The sequence below is a fragment of the Rhizobium leguminosarum bv. viciae genome (assembly GCF_012276115.1).
Lineage (GTDB): Bacteria > Pseudomonadota > Alphaproteobacteria > Rhizobiales > Rhizobiaceae > Rhizobium > Rhizobium leguminosarum_T.
Map to the genome: position 1 here is coordinate 274,227 of NZ_WIEU01000001.1, position 16,509 is coordinate 290,735.

Genomic DNA, 16,509 nt, shown 5'->3' on the forward strand with positions numbered 1-16,509 from the left:
ATGCTTTCAGATCGTTCGCGCCGTTGCCGACCATTCGCAAAATATCGAACACGACATGGCCGCTAAACCGATATTCCGACAAGAAGGGATATGATCCTGTGTTCGTTGACGGGGCTTACGCACTTCCCTTGCCCGGGCTCGACAAATGGCAGGGCGACGTGGCGCCGATCCTGGAATCTGCGAGGGTGGCCGGCGCCGATCCTTCAGAGCTCAAATATACGCATTTTTCGGTGCGCGTATCCCAATCCCGCCGTATGCCTTTGTACAGCGCCGTCAATATCGATGGCTCGCATTCCGATCGCGATACGGAGCGGACGGACGTGTGGCGGTTTGATCCGCGCATCGACCAGCGCTTCCAGATCATGCGCGAGGTCTATGGCAACGACCGGGATGGGTTTTTCAGCCGGGGGCATATGACCCGGAGAGAGGATCCCAATTGGGGGGATGACCCGACGACGACAGAGGCCGATGCGGATACGTTCCATGTCACGAACGCAGCCCCGCAGCGCCAGCGGTTCAATGCCGGCATCTGGCTCGATTTGGAGAATTATGTTCTTTCTAATACGGACAGGGAGAATATGCGCGTGGCCGTGATCACAGGCCCGATATTCTCTGAGGACGATCCCGAATATTTCGAAGTAAAGGTGCCCATCGCCTTCTGGAAGATAGTCGTTTTTCGCAACAGCGGAACGCAGCAACTGACCTCGATAGCCTACAAGCGGTCGCAGGCGACCTTCCTTCCCAAAGCTACGCGATCGACTTTCAATTTCGGGAATTTCCAGGATACGCAGGTGCCGGTGACGGGGCTCGAAGAGGAAATCGGGTTGGATCTTTCGGTCTATGCCGATCTGGATGTCCTCAAGGGTGCAGATCGGCGGATGGAGATTGCCTTGGAGGATGTCAGTCAGATCTATCTGCAAGCGTGAACGAGTCTGGAACCTGACCAGCCTGCGTCCGGAATGTTGCAAAGTCGAACCGCGGGATTTGAGACACCAACGACAGCTTGTCTTCTCTTGGCGTTCGGCGCTTCTTGTTCGTGCTAATGCGGAAATAAGGTGGTCAGCGGCATGTGGGCCTTGATGATCGGTGATTTCAGGACGACGAAGCTGAAATACTTGTCGATGCCGACGTCCATATCGGTGAGGCGCTCCATGATCGTCTGGTATTCGTCGATCCCGGCGGTGACGAATTTCAGCAGATAATCGTAGCCGCCCGAGACCAGGTGGCATTCGATCACCTGATCGACCTTCTCGATCGCCGCCAGGAAGCGAGCGAAATCGATCTGCCGATGGTTTTTCAGGGTAATCTCGGTGAACACAGTCAGCGTCTGCCCCAGTTTGCTGACGTTGATCTGAGCCGAATAGCCTTCGATGTAGCCCTCCGACTGCAGCTTCTTCACCCGCATCAGGCAGGGGCTCGGCGACAGATTGACCAGTTCGGCGAGTTCCACATTCGTGACGCGGCCATTCTTCTGCAGTTCGTAAAGGATTTTTACGTCGATCCGGTCGAGTTTCACCTCACACGCCCTCACTTGCTGGAGATCGCCAATGACGCAGCAGATTATGCTGCTTGTTCCCGACACCAACCTTAACACATGACATTGACCTGTCGATCGCGTTGCGAGACAGGCCGAAGCACAAACGGCTGCTGGCATCCTCCCAACACGGAATCTTCTGCTGCTACCAACCGATCTCCGGCAAAGCCGTGGCGTCGGATCCGCTACACTACGGTTAAAACGGAGACTCTCCCATGCCCGCACCGCTCAATCGCGTCGACACCACGCCGGAACTGCCTTCCACCGCTGATGCCGTGGTCATCGGCGGCGGCATCGTCGGCGTTTTTGCGGCCTATTATCTCACCCGGCGCGGATTGAAGGTGGCCCTCGTCGAGAAGGGACTTATCGGCGCCGAGCAATCGAGCCGCAACTGGGGCTGGTGCCGCCAACAGAACAGGGATGCCCGCGAATTGCCGATGTCGACGAAGAGCCTCGATCTGTGGGAGCGCTTCGCCACGGAAACAGGTGAGGACACCGGCTTCCGTCGCTGCGGTCTCTTCTATCTCAGCAATAGCGACGAGGAACTGTCCGGCTGGGCGCGCTGGCGCGATTTCGCCGGCTCGGTCGGCGTCACGACGCATATGCTGAGCAGCACGGAGGCAACCGAACGCGGGCATGCCACCGGCACCTCATGGAAAGGCGGGGTGTTTTCGCCGACCGACGGCACCGCCGATCCGGCAAGCGCTGCGCCGGCCGTCGCGCGTGCGATCCTGAAGCTCGGCGGCACGGTGCATCAGTCCTGCGCGGCCCGCGGCCTCGACGTCGAAGGCGGCAGGCTCTCGGGCGTCGTCACCGAGCATGGCACGATCCGGACAAAGATCGCGATCCTCGCCGGTGGCGCCTGGGCCTCCTCCTTCTGCCGCCAGCTCGGCATTCGATTTCCGCAAGCCTCGATACGCTCCTCGATCCTCTCCGTATCTCCAGGCGCAAGCAGCCTGCCGGATGCGCTGCATACATCAGCCGTTTCGGTAACGCGACGCCGCGATGGTGGCTACACGCTGGCGATCAGCGGCCGCGGCCGCGTCGATCCGACGCCGCAGCAGCTTCGCTTCGCGCCACAGTTCCTGCCGATGTTTGCCCGGCGTTGGCGCAGTCTCGCACCCGGCGGGTTGGAAGGTGTTCGCTCAGGTCATGAATCTCTGGCACGCTGGCGGCTCGACAGGCCGACACCGATGGAGCGCATGCGCATCCTCGACCCGGCGGTAAACGAGGCCACCATTGCCCTCACGCATGCGCGGGCGCTCGAACTTCTGCCCGCATTGAAGAAAACCGATATCAGCGCAGCCTGGGCAGGCTATATCGACAGCACACCCGACGGCGTGCCGGGGATCGGCGAGATCCCTACCCTCCCGGGTTTCATCGTCGCTGCCGGCTTCAGCGGACACGGCTTCGGCATCGGGCCGGGCGCCGGCCATCTGATCGCCGATATCGTCACGGGCGATGAGCCGATCGTTGATCCCAGGCCCTACCACCCCGAGCGTTTCGGGACATCCGCCTGGGGCAAAGTGGCTGATTTCTAGGGAGCAGTCGGCCTTTGCGCAATGTCGGCAACGCGGATCGGCACGGCTTGGTACCAGCCACAGGAGCTGATGCATCACGTTTTGATTGCCACGATCACGACAAATCGGCGATCAGAGGAAGAGTGATCGCTTCGGTACCTCACCGGCATCATTGGCAATCAAGGCGTGCAATGCTGCCGCCACAGCTGTGCCAGCGACGGCGAGATCGCGTACCGTGCTCATGTGATTGCCGTCTGCGACCTGCGATGCCCGCACGTCAAGCCCTTGGGCGGCAAGAATGTCCCTGAAAGCATTTGCCTGAATTTTGAACGGATCAGTTTCCCGTTCGCCGGTCATGATAGCGACACGCGTTGCAGGATCGTGCTCGTGACGCATGGGCGTAAACCGTCGCACCTCCTCATCGCTCAAGGCGATCTCATCACGCAGGAAAGACGTCTGCAGCGGTTCTAGATCGTATAGCCCGCCAAGCAGGAAAGCAGCACCTACGCCCGAAGGCGCTGGCGAGCGGTGGAAGAGAAAGGTTGCAAGATGTGCACCGGCGGAGTGACCGCTGACGGAGAACCGCTTTGACGTGGCGCCAAAACGATCGGCATGCGCCAGCAGGAAAGCTTTGGCTTTCAGGACCTGATCAATCAGGACGTCCATTCTCGCCGTGGGCATCAAGGAATAATCGACGATAGCTGCGACCGCGCCGGCGCCGGTAATGGTCTCGGCGACGCAGGAGTAGTCCTCCTTGGAAAACATCCGCCAATAACCACCATGGATGAACATGTGGATCGGCATGTCCGAGCCGGCACTATCTGGCAGGAAGATATCGAGCGTCTCGCCCGGCCCAGTCCCGTAGGCGATGTTGGCCTCCATGGCGACAGTGCGCCGCGTCGCAAGGCTGCGGGCACGGATATCGCCAACGATCGCGTCGAAATCTCGGACATGGTCACGAATGCGAAACGGGTCGGCGGCCACAGGTTCCTCCCTTAGAAACTTGTCGCAATGTACTTGGCTTCCATGAACTCCGCGATACCGTGATGCTGCCCTCCTTCACGTCCAAGGCCGCTCTGTTTCACACCGCCAAAGGGGGCGGCGGGATCGGAGACCAGTCCACGATTGAGCGCAATCATGCCCGCCTCGACCTTGGAGGCGACCCGCATGCCGCGGCCAATGTCGCGGGTATAGATGTAGGCGGCGAGACCATATGCCGTATCGTTGGCGGCAGCGACGACCTCGGCCTCGGTCTCGAAACGGTAGAGCGGCGCGACGGGACCGAAAATCTCCTCGCAGCCCATATCGGAGGCCGGGGGAACATCGACAAGCACCGTCGGTGGATAAAAGAAGCCGCGTCCCGCTAGTGTTCGTCCGCCGCAGAGGACGTGCGCGCCGCGCGAAACGGCGTCCGCAACCAGGCGCTCGATCTTCTCCGCGGCCTTGCGTGTGATCATCGGACCGCATTCGGTATCCGGATCCACACCCGGGCCAACCCTAAGGGCGGCCATGCGTCGGGTGAATTTTTCCGCGAAGGCATCATGGATACCAGACTGGACATAAATGCGGTTTGCAGCCGTGCAGGCCTCACCCGCATTGCGCATTTTCGCGACCATCAGACCGTCGATCGCCGCGTGAATGTCCGCATCGTCGAAAACGATGAATGGTGCGTTGCCGCCGAGTTCCATGGAGCAGGAGATGACATTTTTCGCCGCTTCCGCGAGAAGCGTGCGGCCGACGCCCGTCGAGCCGGTGAAGGAAAGTTTTCGCACGCGCGGGTCGCCCAGCATGGCGGCGATGACGGGGCCTGGCGTCGATGTTGTCATCACGTTCACGACGCCCGGCGGCACGCCAGCCTCCTCGTAGAGGGCCGCAAGCGCATAGGCCGTCAGCGGCGTCTCGCTCGCCGGCTTCAGGATGACGGTGCAGCCTGCGGCAAGGGCAGGCGCGATCTTGCGAGTCGCCATCGCGGCCGGGAAATTCCACGGTGTGATGAGAACGCAGATGCCGATAGGCTGGTAATCGACGACGATGCGGTTTCCACCGGCCGGGGCAATGCCGAACTCCCCGGAGATGCGCACCGCCTCCTCGGCGTTCCAACGAAAGAACTCCGCCGCATAGGCCACCTCGCCGCGCGCGTCGCGCAACGCCTTCCCGTTCTCGAGCGAAATGAGCCTAGCAAGCAGTTCGGAGCGTTCCACCATAAGTTCGAAGCAGCGGCGCAGGATCTCGGAACGCTTTCTCGGCGGCGTCTCGCGCCAGCCTTCCGCCGCACTTGCCGCAGCCTCCACGGCCGCCGCCGCATCCGCGACCGTGGCATCGGGCACAGAGGCAATGACCGCCTCGGTCGAAGGGTCGATCACCTCGATCCGGCCCTCGCCCGCCGCAGGCCGCCAGGCGCCGCCAATATAGAGGCCGTCGGAGAAAGCGCTGAGCCCGAAGGGATCTTGGTCTGGATGCGACGAATGCTGGTTGACGTTCATCATGTTTTCCAAGTCAGAGGGCGGAAGCGGCCAAATCGCCGTCATAGGCGGCCCGCACCAGGCCACGCATGGCGGCGGCATCGAAGGAGCGGGGATTGTTCTTGATCAGCCGGCCGATGCCGAGCGCCTGCTCGGCGGCCCAGTCGATCCGGTCTTCCGGCAGGCCGAGGCTGGCGAGCGTCGGAGCGATGCCAATCGCGGCAAAGAGGCGGCTCACCTCTGCGATCGCGGCATCGGCAACCGTCTCGTCGTCCTCCACTCCGGTGGGATCGAGGCCGAGCGCCCTACCGACAATGGCGATGTCCGCGCTCGCGACGCGGCGATTATATGTCATCACATAGGGCAGCATGGTCGCAACCCCCAGGCCGTGCGGCGTATGGGTCAAGGCACCAACCGGATATTGCACGGCATGGGCCGCAGCGGTGCCCGCCGTTCCGAAGGCGCAGCCGGCTGCGAGCGCGCCCATCATCACATCGGCGCGCGAATCGACGTCGGCGCCGTCGACGAAGGCCTTTTCCAAGCTCCGGCTGAGAAGCCGGATGGCGTGCAGCGCGAACTGGTCAGAGAGATCGCTCTTGCCGATGAAGACATGCTGCTGCGCAAGTTCCGGGTCGCCAGGACGGCGCATGGCCGTGAAAGCTTCTATGGCATGCGTCAACGCATCCGCACCGGCAATCGCCGTGAGCCCGGGCGGGCAAGATAAGGTCAGTTCCGGGTCGCAGATCGCCGCCGCGACGATGAGATATGGGCTGGAAATGCCAACCTTCAGGATACGATCGGAATCGGAAACTACCGCAACCGGCGTCACCTCGGAGCCTGTCCCTGCCGTCGTCGGCACGGCGATGACCGGCAGGACGGGCGCCGGCACCTTGAACTCACCGTAATAATCGGCGAGCGCGCCTCCGTGAGCGAGCAGGAGCGAAGCGCATTTGGCCATGTCGAGACAACTGCCTCCACCAATGCCGATCACCATATCCGGCTCAAAGCCACGCGCGGCCTCAACGCAAACCGCGACCGTATCTTGCGGCACGTCCGGCAGCGTGCGGTCATACACAAGGACGACGATGCCGGCCGCTTCAAGCGCGGCGATCATTTCCGCGAAGACGGGTGTTGCGGCGAAACGCGCATCCGTGCAGACGAGTGCGCGCCGGCCGGTCCTGCTGGCGACGCTCGCGAGCGCATGGCGCTGGCCGACGCCAAACAGGATTTCCCGCGGCAGCCTCAAGGCGGCAAACAGGCTCACGATCTTTGTCCCTCGAAGGCCAGAATGCGCGGGCGCGAAAGCGCGTTGAGGTCTTCCCAGAGGCGCTGGTCGATCTCGAACCCGTTGCGGCTCGCCGCCGCTCGCCGCCCGCGGGCACGATCGCCCGGGACGAGAACCGGTTCGCCGGCGCTGGCGGGTGGTGAAGCGCGCACGGCATCGAGATAGGTCGACAGCCGCTCCGGCAGTCCCGGCGCCAGATTGGGCTCGATCAAGATGAAGACGTCGCCCTTGTTGCACGGCGACTGGCTGTCGAGCGTGCCGCGCGCATCCGGCGCGAGCGCCGAGCCGGCAAGAGCTGCCACCAGCAGCTCCAAAGCGATACCGAGGCCGTAGCCCTTCGCGTCGCCAAAGGGCGCAATCGCGCCGGCCTTCGCACGCCCCGGATCGGTCGTAGGCTTGCCGGCCGCATCGCGCGCCCATCCCTCGGGAATGGGCCTGCCGGTCGCCGCGTGATGATGGATCCTGCCCATCGGCACAAGGCTGGTGGCCAGGTCGAGCACAAGCGGTTCCTCGGCGGTCGGCACGGCGATGGCGATGGGGTTGGTGCCGAGCATGGCCCGGGTGCCGCCGAAGGGATGGACCAGCGCCTCGCTCGACGAGAGCGCGATGCCGACGAAACCCAGTGCGGCGATGGCCTCCACATAATGCGCGAGCATGCCGAGATGGTTGGCATTCCGCACAGCGACAAGACCGATGCCAAGATCCGGAATGTGAGGCGCCAGCCGCTCGATCGCGGCCATGGCGACGACCGGCCCAAATCCCGACGAACCCTCCACCTCCAGCACCGCATCCGCGCGCCAGCGCTGCGTGCCCTTCGTCTGCGGGTCAATGACCCCACGCTCGATCCGTTCGACCAGCCGCGGAAGCCGGTACAGGCCATGCGAGGGGTGCCCCTTCATCTCCGCCGTCACCAGGATGCGAGCCTGCAGGGCCGCATGGTCACGCGGTGCGCCATGCTCTTCCAGCAGGCGGGTAGCAAGTGCAAGCGCTGAGGCTTCGGATATGCGCATGATTTTTCCTCCCTATATTAAATCGTATAGGATATAGGATTGTCTTGGCCGCAGCATCGTGCTAGCGATTGAACCTGTCAAGAGGCAAGGCAGCAGATGATTTCGACGAGACCGAAGGAACCCTCGACGGGCACAACCCAGATACCGCGCGCCAACAGCCTGGCGGGCGACGTCTACGAGGCAATCTTCAACCAGCTCATGTCGTTGAAGATCGCGCCGGGGGCTCGGATTACGGTCGACAACCTGGTCAGGGAATTCAACGTCTCACACACCCCTATCCGCGAAGCCCTCGGCCGGCTTGAAGGCGAAGGCCTCGTCGTCAAGCAGCATCTGGTCGGCTATCGTGCCGCGCCGCAGATCACGCGCCACCGCTTCGACGAGCTCTATGAACTGCGCCTGCTGCTGGAACCTGCCGGCGCTGCGAAGGCGGCCGAGGCAATGAACGACGAAAAGCTGGCTATCCTGACGGAGGCCGCCGGCGTGATGACACGCAGCGACAACAGGGATGAACGAGCGAACTATTCGGCCTTCGCCCGCAAGGACGCTATTTTCCATGACCGCATCATGGAATTTGCCGGCAACGAGTTGATCCGCGAGATGCTGACATTCCAGCACACGCATTTCCATATCTTCCGCCTGATGTTTCATCGCCGTGTCACCGAGGAGGCACTCGGCGAGCATCAGACGCTGCTTGATGCCTTCGCGGCGCGCGACCCCGCCGCGGCTGCGAACGCAATGCGCATCCATATCGAACATTCGCGCGACCGGCTGATACCGGCCTTCGACGAAATCTGAGCAACCCGGCAGGCAAGGTCGTGCCTGCCCGATCTGACAATGAGGAGGAGAACCCATGCCAGGCAAGAAAATCCTGATGCTCACCGGCGATTTCACCGAGGAGTACGAAATCTTCGTCTTTCACCAGGCGATGGAGGCGGTCGGTCACACGGTGCATATCGTGTGCCCGGATAAGAAGGCCGGCGACATCCTCAGGACGTCGCTGCACGATTTCGAGGGAGACCAGACCTACACCGAAAAACTCGGGCACAACGTCACCATCAACAAGACGTTTTCCGAGGCCGAGAACCAGCTCGACCAGTATCACGCCGTCTACTGCGCCGGCGGGCGTGGACCGGAATATATCCGCACCGACAAGCGGGTACAGGCAATGGTGCGTCATTTCCACGAGCAGAAGAAGCCGATCTTCACCATCTGCCACGGGGTCCAGATTCTGATCGCGGTCGACGGTGTCGTTCGCGGCAAGAAGGTGGGTGCACTTGGGGCCTGCGAACCGGAGGTCACCCTGGCGGGCGGAACCTATATCGACCTGTCGCCAACCGAAGCCTATGTCGATGGCACGATGGTTTCGGCCAAGGGCTGGACGGCGCTCGCCGCCTTTATGCGCGAATGCCTGAAGGTGCTGGGAACAGAGATCCACCACAGCTGAGACGACGGCACCAAGCAACAAAAGGCCCGGCAGGTGATATCTGCCGGGCCTTTTTTTTGCAATGGGCCTGCAATCACGCTCCGCCGCGGTTCCAGCCGCGGCCACGGTCGCCGAACATTTCATAGCCGCCATCGGTGATGGCAAGCGTATCCTCCAGCTTGATGAATCCGCGCTTCGGGTGAAGCATCGTCGTCTCGACCGAGATCACACTCCCGGTTTCCAGCGGCTTGTCGGCATCGATGCCATCATAGGTGACAGGGTGGTTCGTCATGAGGAATGGCGCTTCGTGGGCGATGAGGCCCATGCCATGGCAGAAAAAGTCGGTGAAGGGCGCCGACGGCGAGGCCTTGAGCTCGGCTTCTGCCGCCACAATCATTTCACTGCCCGCAGCCCCTGCCCTGACCTTGGCGAAGGCCGCTTGCTGGATGCATTCGACTTCGGCCAGAAGGTCCTCCAGCTCCGCATCCGGCTCGCCGAGCACACCCATGCGGCAGAGGTCACCAATATATCCGTGATAGTTGCCGCCGGAATCGATCGACAGGATCTCGCCCTCGGCCCAGGCCTGCGTCGAGCCCGCGCGATTGTGGCTGGAGCCGAGCGTCAGCAGGCAATATTCGAAGTGCAGGCCGCGGTTCGTTTCCTCCCGGCGCAGTTGCTCGATGATCTCCAACTTCGTCGAGCCGGCGCGGGCCGCCGCGATCGTCGCCAGCATAGAGTCGGTGATCAGTTCGGAGGCGCGTCTCAGCTTTGCCAGTTCATCCGGCGTCTTGACGGCCCTCAGCCGCTCCAACACATGCGTGGCATCGACAAAACGAGCGCCATCCAGCCGAGAGCCAAGCAGGTCGCGGGCGTCGGATGGCAGAAAGGCCGGCTCGATGCCGATGCGCCCACCGGTCTTGCCGATTTTCTTCAGGTGTTCGACGGCGAGCCCGGCGGCATCCTGCGTGCCCCAGCTCGCCGTATGCACGGCGGGCGTCCAGAATGGATTGTTCTGGTGCTCCGCGCCCTCCATGCGGTTGCCCACATAGGCGGAGTGATCGGGCGCGCCTTTCTCATAAATCACCATCGGCAGGTAGCGGCTATGCCCGATCGCATCCATGGCGGCGAAGAAGATGAACTTATAGCCGCCCATGAGATATTGCGTGTTGTGTTTGGAGGTGGCAACGATGACGTCGATCCCGGCTTCCTCCATGAGACGGTCGAGCTTGGCCGTATCGAACGGCGTCACGGCGGTCTGCCTTGTTTGCCCTGCATTGTCGTTCATTGTCTTTCCTCCCAGAAAATGGATGCGCCGCCTCAGAAGCCCGGCGGCAGCAGGCGGAAGTCCGGCAAATCGCGTAGCGCAAGCTCCGGCCCGGCCGGTGAGTAGACCACGAAAAGGAGCATCTTCCCGCCGCCAGTGTTCTTCGTCGAATGAAAGCGACTTTCCGGAATATAGATCGTGCAGCCGGTGGCGACCTTCTGCGTGATCGGATTACCATTTTCGTCCTCGACCATCTGCTCGCCCTCGCCGGAAATCACAAAAATGATTTCCTCCGCGCCCGGGTGATTGTGGCGGGAATGGCCCTCGCCGCTTGGCAGCTCGACGACGCCGCCGGAAAAGCGGCTGGCACCGTTGATCTCGGGCGCCACAGTCAGCGACAGCTTGCCCCAGTCGAAACCGAAGGCGCTCACATCCTCAGGATAGATAAAGTACTTGTTCTTTACCATGAAACGGCCTCCTCCATGCCCTTCCTCAGACGACCGCGCCGATGGCGAGCGCCTTGAAATCTTCGGTCTGCTTGCGGATTGCCGCCTCTGCCGGCAGGCGCTCCATCGAGCTTGCGCCATAAAAGCCGTTGCAGCCAGGGCAACGCTCGAGAATGTAGCGCGCATCCGCCGGCATGGAGATCGGGCCGCCATGGCAGAGCACGATGACGTCGTCGCGCACGGAACGTGCCGCCTTGGCGATCGCGGCGATCTCCTCGACGCAGTCATCGAGGGACTTGCCGGATGTGGCGCCGATCGTGCCGCCGGTCGTCACCCCCATATGCGCCACGACGATGTCGGCGCCGGCGGTCGTCATGGCGATAGCCTCGCTCTCGTTGAAGACATAGGGCGTCGTCAGCAGGTCGAGCCCGTGGGCGGTGGCGATCATCTCGACCTCCAGATTGTAGCTCATGCCCGTTTCCTCGAAACTCTGCCGCATCCGCCCGTCGAAAAGGCCGATTGTGGGGAAGTTCTGTACGCCGGAAAAGCCCATCGCCTTGAGGTCGGCGAGGAAGCGCGGCATCAGCACGAAGGGGTCCGTGCCATTGACGCCGGCAAGAACCGGCGTCTTTTTCACGACCGGCAACACTTCAAGCGCCATGTCCTTGACGATCTCGTTGGCATTGCCATAGGCGAGCAGTCCGGCCGCCGAACCACGGCCCGCCATGCGGTAGCGCCCGGAATTGTAGATAATGATGAGGTCGATACCGCCCGCCTCCTCGGCCTTGGCGGAGATGCCGGTGCCGGCACCGCCGCCGACGATCGGCACGCCGGCTGCGATCATGCCGTGAAATTTTTCGAGGATGGTGCTGCGCGGTATGACTGGCATCGATTTGTCTCTCAGGGGTTGGCGATGTCACGATAGGCCGCGACGGCGGCCTCGGCGAAATCTGGATCGTTGATATGGAGCGGCAGGCGGATGATACGCCGTGACGCCGTCGGCTTCACCGTCGCCTCGAGCGCGGCAAAAAGCGCGGCGTCGGCTTGCGGATCGAAGAACGGACCGTCTTCGATGTCGAGGGCCGAAACGCCTTTTTCGGGAATGAGGAGGCGTACGGGGCCGTGGCAGAGATTGAGCTTGTCGCCGATCCAGCGGCCGATCTGCGCGCATTCGGCCGACGTCGTGCGCATCAAAGTGACGTTCCGGTTGTGCCGGTAAAACAGCCGGCCGGCATAGCGCTCCGGGACGGTCTCCGGCGCCCAGAAGTTCACCATATCGAGCGCACCGACCGAGCCGACATAGGGCAGGCCTTTGCGAGCAATGGCGCCGAAACGGTCCGAGGTGGCGGGCAAGACGCCGCCGAACAGCAGGTCGCAGACCTCGGTCGTCGTGATGTCGAGCACGCCAGAGATGAGCTCGCTGTCGGCAAGCTTCTCCATCGCACGCCCGCCCGTGCCTGTCGCGTGGAAGACCAGGCAGTCATAGTCCGCTCGGAGGCGCTCGACCATGGCGGATACGGCAGGTGTCGTAACGCCGAACATGGTAAGCCCGAGGGCTGGTTTGGATGCAGTCACCTCAGCCGGCCGGCGGGCCATGGCGGTGATCGCCTGGGCGGCGTTGTGAAGGATGACGCGGCTCAGCCGGTTCAGGCCCGCCATGTCCGTGACCGAGGGCATCATCAAGATGTCTGAAACATCGACAAAGGGAGCCACATCGCCGGATGCGAGCGTCGAGACCATGATCTTTGGCAGACCGAGCGGCAATTGGCGCATGCCTGCGGTAATGATCGAAGTGCCCCCGCCTCCACCGATACCGATGACGCCGGCGATGTCCTGGCGCTCCACGAGGAAGCGCGCGAAGGCAATGCCCATCGCCTCGACCGCCGTTCCGCGGTCGCCGCTGGCAAGAACGGCTCCAGCCCCGTCCGGATGGCACGCCGCCACTGCTTCGGCCCTCACATCGACGGAGGTTTGAGGCTCGCGGATGCCGACGTCGACACGGACGACAGCCCCGCCCGCCGCTTTGATGCAAGCGGCCAGATAAGCAAGCTCCTCGCCCTTCGTGTCAGCCGTGCCGACCACGTAGATCTGCTTCATTTCCCCTCCGAGACCGGTTGGGTTTCCTCCCGGCATATCCCACGTCCGGGGCAAAGCGACGGGCCCTTGCAAATTTGTGAGACGTGCGTATCATAAAGACATGGATGTCTCACGTCAACAGAACGAAACAGCCAGGACCGAGCGAGGCCCGCGTGCCCGAACGCGAAAACTGATGCTCGAAACGGCAACGCGGCTCATGCAGTCCGGCATTACTCCGTCGGTAAGTGAGGTCGCCGAGGCTGCCGAAGTCTCGCGCGCGACGGCCTACCGCTACTTTCCGAGCCAGGCCGCGCTCGTGCATGCCGTGGTGGATGAGGCTCTGGGGCCGATACTCAGCTGGTCGTCGGACAGTCCGGATGCACGCACCCGCGTTGCCGACCTCTTGGCGACCGCAATGCCCCGCATCGATGAGTTCGAAGCCACCTTCAAGGCGGCGCTGAAACTTTCGCTGGACCAGTGGGCGCAACGCCAGGCCGGCACGCTCGGCAACGAGCCGCTATTCACGCGCGGCCACCGGGTCGATCTGCTCAAGTGCGTGACGGCTCCCCTGCAGGGCACCGTGCCGCCCGAATCCCGGGAACGCCTTGCGCAGGCGCTTTCGCTTGTCTTCGGCGTCGAGGTGCTGATCGTGTTGAAGGATATCTGGGGCCTGACCGCCGAAAGCGCGCAGTCTGTTGCCGAATGGGCCGCCAGGGCGCTTGTTGATACAGCGTTACGGCAGGCGGAGAGCAAAGCATGACGTGGGGAACCTTCAAATTAATCCAACAATTGGTTGGACCAGATGAAGCAAATGTGGTCGGGATTGGCGAGCAGGAACGTGAGTTTGCCTGACAAGACCGCATGAGCGGAGCCGCAATTGTGGGAAGGTATCCAGAAGTCTGGAAGATGAACCTTTGCTAAATGCTCTCCGAGGCTCACTCTTGACGATAATGGCGTTTGGTACTACCAGATTAGGGAATAATATTCAGGCTTGAGATCTGAAACGCGCCAGGGTCGGGGAGGACCCCAGCACGAAAATCACCCAGGAGGATCGGGAAGCCGGATCGGGAGGCCCGCGATGACGCGGGAAGCGTGCATAAATGGGAGGAAATGTTATGCGCAAAACTATGGCCGGTCTCTTTGCCGGTGTCGGATTGATGTGGGCCTGCGGAACATCCGCACAGGCCCAGGAACTGACGATTTTCTGGGCCGAGTGGGACCCGGCAAATTACCTTCAGGAACTCGCCAACGAATATGAGGCTGAAACCGGCGTCAAGGTCACGGTCGAGACCACACCGTGGGCCGACTTCCAGACCAAGGCATTCACCGAGTTCAACGCCAAGGGTTCAGCCTATGACATGGTCGTCGGCGACAGTCAGTGGATCGGGGCGGCGTCAGAAGCCGGCCATTACGTCGATCTGACCGACTTCTTCACCAAGCACAATCTGACCCAGGTGATGGCTCCGGCAACGGTGAAATACTACGCCGAATATCCGTCGAACTCGAAAAAGTATTGGTCAGTTCCGGCCGAAGGCGACGCCGTCGGCTGGTCCTACCGCAAGGACTGGTTCGAAGATCCCAAGGAGATGGAGGCGTTCAAGGCCAAATACGGCTACGACCTCGCCCCGCCGAAGACATGGGCCGAGATGCGCGACATCGCCGAGTTCTTCCACCGTCCCGACCAGAAGCGCTACGGAATCGCCATCTACACCGACAATTCCTATGACGGTCTCGTCATGGGTGTCGAGAACGCGATCTTCTCCTTTGGAGGCGAACTCGGCGACTACCAGAGCTACAAGGTCGACGGCATCATCAACTCTGACAAGAACGTCAAGGCGCTCGAATTGTATCGCGAGCTCTACGGCTTTACGCCTCCGGGCTGGGCCAAGTCCTTCTTCGTCGAGAACAACCAGGCGATCACCGAGAACCTGGCGGCGATGAGCATGAACTACTTCGCCTTCTTCCCGGCCCTGGTGAACGAGGCGTCCAACCCGAACGCCAAGGTTACCGGCTTCTTTGCCAATCCGGCGGGGCCGAACGGCGAACAATTCGCAGCGCTCGGCGGCCAAGGCATATCGGTCGTCTCCTACTCAAAAAACCAGGAAGAGGCGATGAAATTCCTCGAATGGTTCATCAAGGACGAGACCCAGAAGCGCTGGGCCGAACTCGGCGGCTACACAGCAAGCGCCAAGGTGCTTGAATCGCCGGAATTTCAGAACGCGACACCCTATAACAAGGCCTTCTACGAGACCATGTTCAAGGTGAAGGACTTCTGGGCAACGCCTGAATATGCCGAACTGCTGATCCAGATGAACCAGCGCATCTACCCCTTCGTCACCGCCGGCCAAGGCACGGCGAAGGAAGTGCTCGACTCTCTGGCAGCGGACTGGAACGCGACGTTCAAGAAATACGGACGCAATAAATAGCAAACGCGATCAGCGGAGGGGCTCCGTCGCCCCTCCGTTGCATTCTGCATCTCGCGCCCAAAGGCGCGGTTCGAGAGGGCGCGGCGCCCGGAATTCACTTCGCGCATCGTGATGCCTTTTCCGGCATCCGGCGCCGACTCTCGGAGGAGGAGAGGATTGGCAACCGCAGTCATGACATCGCTGGACACGAAATCGCGTGCCGCATCCCGCGGCATGAGCGACATCCGCATTCGCAATCTCTTCATTATCCCGACGATCCTGTTTCTGATCATCTTCAACATCTTTCCGCTGATCTATTCGCTCGGCTATTCGTTCACGGATTTTCGCGCCTCGACGAACGCGCCGGCCAACTTTGTCGGCCTTCAGAACTACCGCGAATTGCTGAACGATCCTTTCATCTGGTCGAATTTCGCCATCACCGCGAAATATGTGATCGTCTCCGTGACGGGGCAGGTGATCGTCGGCTTCGGCACCGCGATGCTGCTCAACCGCGACATCCCGCTGAAGGGGCTTCTGACGACGCTGCTGCTGCTGCCGATGATGCTGTCGATGGCCGTGGTCGGCCTCTTCTGGAAGCTGCTCTACGACCCGTCCTTCGGCATCATCAACTACACGCTCGGCCTCGGCTCCTTCGAGTGGCTGTCGAATCCGGACATGGCGCTCTATGCGGTCGCAATCACGGACATCTGGATGTGGTCGCCCTTCGTGATGCTGCTGTCGCTTGCCGGCCTTTCGGCCGTGCCAAAACATCTCTACGAGGCAGCGGCGATCGACCGGGCGGGACCGTTCTATACCTTCTTCCGCATCACGCTGCCGCTGGTGGCGCCGATCCTGATGATCGCAATCATCTTCCGTACGATGGAGGCCTTCAAGACCTTCGACCTCGCCTACATCCTGACCAGCCAACCGACGACCGAGGTGATCTCCATCCGGCTCTACAAGATGGCCTTCCAGGAATGGCAGACGGGACGTTCCTGCGCACTCGCCTACATCGTGCTCATCATGGTTCTTGCGATCACCAACATCTACGTCAAGTACCTCAACAAAGTGAAGGAGCGCTGAG

The 16,509-nt window shown here is 61.8% G+C and carries 16 protein-coding genes; 7 read left to right on the plus strand and 9 right to left on the minus strand.

What is annotated here, in order from left to right; translation table 11 throughout:
* The first annotated feature begins 128 nt into the window (after positions 1 to 128).
* Entirely contained in the window at positions 129 to 926 is a 798-nt protein-coding gene (locus tag GFM02_RS01290) for a DNA/RNA non-specific endonuclease (RefSeq protein WP_168267051.1), read from the plus strand.
* A 113-nt stretch (positions 927 to 1,039) separates the two neighbouring features.
* Here GFM02_RS01290 and GFM02_RS01295 read toward each other — a convergent pair whose 3' ends face one another.
* A complete protein-coding gene (locus GFM02_RS01295) occupies positions 1,040 to 1,516 on the minus strand; it encodes an Lrp/AsnC family transcriptional regulator (protein ID WP_003549758.1) in 477 nt (158 codons plus the stop codon).
* Positions 1,517 to 1,749: 233 nt separating this feature from the next.
* Between GFM02_RS01295 and GFM02_RS01300 the strand changes: the two genes are divergently transcribed.
* Entirely contained in the window at positions 1,750 to 3,075 is a 1,326-nt protein-coding gene (locus GFM02_RS01300) for an NAD(P)/FAD-dependent oxidoreductase (protein ID WP_168320521.1), read from the plus strand.
* A 111-nt stretch (positions 3,076 to 3,186) separates the two neighbouring features.
* Here GFM02_RS01300 and GFM02_RS01305 read toward each other — a convergent pair whose 3' ends face one another.
* The 4 genes from GFM02_RS01305 to GFM02_RS01320 are packed head-to-tail and all read right to left on the minus strand — an operon-like array spanning position 3,187 to position 7,811.
* On the minus strand, positions 3,187 to 4,038 hold the full coding sequence (locus GFM02_RS01305; protein WP_168320522.1) for an alpha/beta hydrolase fold domain-containing protein: 852 nt from the start codon (positions 4,036 to 4,038) through the stop codon (positions 3,187 to 3,189).
* An 11-nt stretch (positions 4,039 to 4,049) separates the two neighbouring features.
* Positions 4,050 to 5,537: an NAD-dependent succinate-semialdehyde dehydrogenase gene (locus GFM02_RS01310; RefSeq protein WP_168320523.1), complete on the minus strand. Its 1,488-nt coding sequence runs from the start codon at positions 5,535 to 5,537 to the stop codon at positions 4,050 to 4,052.
* 13 nt (positions 5,538 to 5,550) lie between these two features.
* Entirely contained in the window at positions 5,551 to 6,780 is a 1,230-nt protein-coding gene (locus GFM02_RS01315; protein ID WP_168320524.1) for an iron-containing alcohol dehydrogenase, read from the minus strand.
* Positions 6,777 to 7,811: an Ldh family oxidoreductase gene (locus tag GFM02_RS01320; RefSeq protein WP_168320525.1), complete on the minus strand. Its 1,035-nt coding sequence runs from the start codon at positions 7,809 to 7,811 to the stop codon at positions 6,777 to 6,779. The genes GFM02_RS01315 and GFM02_RS01320 overlap by 4 nt, the downstream gene beginning before the upstream one ends.
* 96 nt (positions 7,812 to 7,907) lie before the next feature.
* Here GFM02_RS01320 and GFM02_RS01325 point away from each other — a divergent pair, with 96 nt between their 5' ends.
* Both GFM02_RS01325 and GFM02_RS01330 read left to right on the plus strand, forming a co-directional pair.
* Positions 7,908 to 8,606 (plus strand): GntR family transcriptional regulator, encoded by a 699-nt coding sequence (locus tag GFM02_RS01325; protein WP_168320526.1) that lies wholly within the window; start codon positions 7,908 to 7,910, stop codon positions 8,604 to 8,606.
* Positions 8,607 to 8,661: 55 nt separating this feature from the next.
* On the plus strand, positions 8,662 to 9,255 hold the full coding sequence (locus GFM02_RS01330) for a DJ-1/PfpI family protein (protein ID WP_168320527.1): 594 nt from the start codon (positions 8,662 to 8,664) through the stop codon (positions 9,253 to 9,255).
* 73 nt (positions 9,256 to 9,328) lie between these two features.
* Here the strand turns inward: GFM02_RS01330 and GFM02_RS01335 are convergent, their stop codons facing one another.
* Genes GFM02_RS01335 through GFM02_RS01350 form a run of 4 tightly spaced genes read right to left on the minus strand, consistent with a single transcriptional unit; the run spans position 9,329 to position 13,041 of the window.
* On the minus strand, positions 9,329 to 10,519 hold the full coding sequence (locus tag GFM02_RS01335) for a M24 family metallopeptidase (protein WP_168320528.1): 1,191 nt from the start codon (positions 10,517 to 10,519) through the stop codon (positions 9,329 to 9,331).
* Between the two features lie 32 nt (positions 10,520 to 10,551).
* Complete coding sequence (locus tag GFM02_RS01340) at positions 10,552 to 10,965, minus strand: cupin domain-containing protein (protein ID WP_025397095.1); 414 nt, start codon at positions 10,963 to 10,965, stop codon at positions 10,552 to 10,554.
* 25 nt (positions 10,966 to 10,990) lie between these two features.
* Entirely contained in the window at positions 10,991 to 11,833 is an 843-nt protein-coding gene (locus GFM02_RS01345; protein ID WP_025397094.1) for a phosphoenolpyruvate hydrolase family protein, read from the minus strand.
* Between the two features lie 11 nt (positions 11,834 to 11,844).
* Entirely contained in the window at positions 11,845 to 13,041 is a 1,197-nt protein-coding gene (locus tag GFM02_RS01350) for a Tm-1-like ATP-binding domain-containing protein (RefSeq protein WP_168320529.1), read from the minus strand.
* Positions 13,042 to 13,141: 100 nt separating this feature from the next.
* Between GFM02_RS01350 and GFM02_RS01355 the strand changes: the two genes are divergently transcribed.
* From GFM02_RS01355 to GFM02_RS01365, 3 genes are all read left to right on the plus strand, one after another.
* A complete protein-coding gene (locus GFM02_RS01355; protein WP_168320530.1) occupies positions 13,142 to 13,780 on the plus strand; it encodes a TetR/AcrR family transcriptional regulator in 639 nt (212 codons plus the stop codon).
* A 355-nt stretch (positions 13,781 to 14,135) separates the two neighbouring features.
* On the plus strand, positions 14,136 to 15,446 hold the full coding sequence (locus tag GFM02_RS01360; RefSeq protein ID WP_168320531.1) for an ABC transporter substrate-binding protein: 1,311 nt from the start codon (positions 14,136 to 14,138) through the stop codon (positions 15,444 to 15,446).
* Positions 15,447 to 15,602: 156 nt separating this feature from the next.
* Positions 15,603 to 16,508 (plus strand): carbohydrate ABC transporter permease, encoded by a 906-nt coding sequence (locus GFM02_RS01365; protein WP_027664632.1) that lies wholly within the window; start codon positions 15,603 to 15,605, stop codon positions 16,506 to 16,508.
* Position 16,509 lies beyond the last annotated feature (1 nt).

Coding starts and splice junctions, on each gene's coding strand:
- GFM02_RS01300 (WP_168320521.1), top strand. CDS start 1,750: ATGCCCGCACCGCTCAATCGCGTCGACACCACGCCGGAACTGCCTTCC.
- GFM02_RS01360 (WP_168320531.1), top strand. CDS start 14,136: ATGCGCAAAACTATGGCCGGTCTCTTTGCCGGTGTCGGATTGATGTGG.
- GFM02_RS01350 (WP_168320529.1), bottom strand. CDS start 13,041: ATGAAGCAGATCTACGTGGTCGGCACGGCTGACACGAAGGGCGAGGAG.
- GFM02_RS01320 (WP_168320525.1), bottom strand. CDS start 7,811: ATGCGCATATCCGAAGCCTCAGCGCTTGCACTTGCTACCCGCCTGCTG.
- GFM02_RS01355 (WP_168320530.1), top strand. CDS start 13,142: ATGGATGTCTCACGTCAACAGAACGAAACAGCCAGGACCGAGCGAGGC.
- GFM02_RS01330 (WP_168320527.1), top strand. CDS start 8,662: ATGCCAGGCAAGAAAATCCTGATGCTCACCGGCGATTTCACCGAGGAG.
- GFM02_RS01345 (WP_025397094.1), bottom strand. CDS start 11,833: ATGCCAGTCATACCGCGCAGCACCATCCTCGAAAAATTTCACGGCATG.
- GFM02_RS01340 (WP_025397095.1), bottom strand. CDS start 10,965: ATGGTAAAGAACAAGTACTTTATCTATCCTGAGGATGTGAGCGCCTTC.
- GFM02_RS01310 (WP_168320523.1), bottom strand. CDS start 5,537: ATGAACGTCAACCAGCATTCGTCGCATCCAGACCAAGATCCCTTCGGG.
- GFM02_RS01325 (WP_168320526.1), top strand. CDS start 7,908: ATGATTTCGACGAGACCGAAGGAACCCTCGACGGGCACAACCCAGATA.
- GFM02_RS01335 (WP_168320528.1), bottom strand. CDS start 10,519: ATGAACGACAATGCAGGGCAAACAAGGCAGACCGCCGTGACGCCGTTC.